This is a genomic window from Corynebacterium sp. HMSC074C05 (assembly GCF_001838325.1).
Classification (GTDB): domain Bacteria; phylum Actinomycetota; class Actinomycetes; order Mycobacteriales; family Mycobacteriaceae; genus Corynebacterium; species Corynebacterium amycolatum.
The window spans coordinates 1-1,392 of sequence record NZ_KV836276.1; the positions used below are offsets into that span (position 1 = coordinate 1).

Consider the following 1,392-nt stretch of genomic DNA (forward strand, 5'->3'; position numbering starts at 1 on the left):
CGGATGGTCCCGGCAGATTCACAGCAGATTCCACGAGCCCGCTGCTACTCGGGCAACACACCAATTGCAGATGCAAGTGTTTCACGTACCGGACTCTCACCGTCTACGGCAGGACATTCCAATCCACTTCCGCTACACCCACACCACACAACGCAGGACTAGCAGACCCTGCACAAATGCATCCCCACAACCCCACGCACGCAAACCCTGCCAGGTATCACACGCACGCGGTTTAGCCTCATCCACGTTCGTTCGCCACTACTAACGGAATCACAATTGTTTTCTACTCCTACGGGTACTGAGATGTTTCACTTCCCCGCGTAACCACCAATTAGACTATGAATTCATCTAACGGCGACCGCCCACAACGACGGCCAGGTTTCCCCATTCGGACACCCTCGGATCAACGCTTAGTTGGCAGCTCCCCGAGGCCTATCGCAGCCTCTCACGTCCTTCATCGGCCTACTATGCCAAGGCATCCACCATGCGCCCTTACAACACAACACACAAACAAATAACTAAGAACAATCACAAACAGAAAAACTGCTTGACAAAATCGAACTTACAGAAAAACAAGATGCTCGCGTCCACTATCCAGTTCTCACACAACACCCACACACCACAGAACAAACCACCAAACAGCAGCCCACCTGCAGCATGCAGCAACCTGTCATACAGGAACAACAGCAACACGTGTGTCATCCCAGACACCCAACAGCGCACCAACAACCAACCAACACAAAAAAGGAAAGCACCACAAACGCCTGATCATCACACACACGCGCAGACCACCATCAATGTCAGTGATCTAACCAGTAGGTGTTCCACCCAAAAAACAAAAAAGCCACACGCCACCAACACGATGACACATGACCAGAAGAAAAAATAATCTCCTTAGAAAGGAGGTGATCCAGCCGCACCTTCCGGTACGGCTACCTTGTTACGACTTCGTCCCAATCGCCAATCCCACCTTCGACAGCTCCCTAACGAGTTTAGGCCACTGGCTTCGGGTGTTACCGACTTTCATGACGTGACGGGCGGTGTGTACAAGGCCCGGGAACGTATTCACCGCAGCGTTGCTGATCTGCGATTACTAGCGACTCCGACTTCACGGGGTCGAGTTGCAGACCCCGATCCGAACTGAGACCGGCTTTGCGGGATTAGCTCGCCCTCACGGACTGGCAACCCACTGTACCGACCATTGTAGCATGTGTGAAGCCCTGGACATAAGGGGCATGATGATTTGACGTCATCCCCACCTTCCTCCGAGTTAACCCCGGCAGTTTCTTACGAGTCCCCACCACAACGTGCTGGCAACATAAGACAAGGGTTGCGCTCGTTGCGGGACTTAACCCAACATCTCACGACACGAGCTGACGACAACCATGCACC

General features: G+C 53.1%; 2 rRNA genes. Both read right to left on the reverse strand.

Annotated features, from left to right (window positions below):
• A 23S ribosomal RNA gene (locus tag HMPREF3042_RS00005) occupies positions 1 to 506 on the reverse strand; the annotation flags it as partial.
• 392 nt (positions 507 to 898) lie between these two features.
• Positions 899 to 1,392 (reverse strand): 16S ribosomal RNA (locus HMPREF3042_RS00010); the annotation flags it as partial.